Raw genomic sequence first — 984 nt, 5'->3', positions numbered from 1 at the left:
TCAGATAAGAGTGGTAACTGGCAAGTATTTGGCATGAGTGACTTCCAAGTTTTTGATATCACAGAAGAAGACAATCAAGAGAAAGCACGTGAAGCGGTAAATAGTTTATTCACAAACAAAGATCCAAACGGTACGATTACAGAAACAGTGACACAAGCGGAGATTGATGCGGCGCAAGCGTTGATTAACAACGTGACAGATCCAGAGAAGAAAGCAGCGTTACAAGCAGATCTAAACAAAGCGCAAAGCCAATTAGATGCGAAAACAGTGCAAGCAGAAGCAGAAAGTAAAGCGCGTGAAGCGGTAAATAATTTATTCACCAACAAAGATCCAAACGGTACGATTACAGGAACAATGACACAAGCGGAGATTGATGCGGCGCAAGCGTTGATTAATAAGGTAACAGACCCAGCGAAGAAAGCGGCGTTACAAGCAGATCTAAACAAAGCGCAAAGTCAGCTAGATGAGAAACAAGCTAAGCTTGTAGCACCAACGATTCATCCGTTTGTACAGGGTGATAAATATATCACAGGTACAGTGGATCCAGCGGCAAAACGAGTAGCTATCTATGTCAATGGTACGCTAATCCGCTACGCATCGGTGACGGGATCAAGCTATTCGATCTATGCAACGGACATTACAACATTGCGTACAGTAGGTCAAACTTTCGAAGTAGTTGCAGTGAATGCGAGTGGACAAGAGGGAGATAAGGCTTCTTCCACCGTGAATGCAAAACCAGCAGTAGAGCTACCAGCCCCGATATTAAAGGCTTTCTATCGTGGAGATAAAGCTATCACAGGAACAGTTGATGCGAATGCGAAGAAAATTGCATTATATGTGAATGGTGTATTTGTTCGTTATGGTTCGATTACAGGCACGAGCTACTCCATCTATGCGTCAGATGTAGCTCTTCTAAAAACAGTAGGGCAAACCTTTGAAGTGGTAGCTGTCAATGAATCCGGGGTAGAAGGAAAAAAGAACGAT

Annotated in this window: 1 protein-coding gene; it reads left to right on the top strand. The window is 43.3% G+C overall.

Features of this window, described 5'->3' with window-relative positions:
* On the top strand, positions 1-984 hold a 984-nt coding region (locus tag PROCOU_RS17945), incomplete at both ends, for a toxin Cry1Ac domain D-VI-related protein (RefSeq protein WP_244266352.1).

Origin of the sequence: Listeria rocourtiae FSL F6-920 (assembly GCF_000525975.1) — a bacterium.
Taxonomy (GTDB): Bacteria; Bacillota; Bacilli; order Lactobacillales; family Listeriaceae; genus Listeria_A; species Listeria_A rocourtiae.
This window is presented reverse-complemented; position numbering and strand designations above follow the sequence as displayed.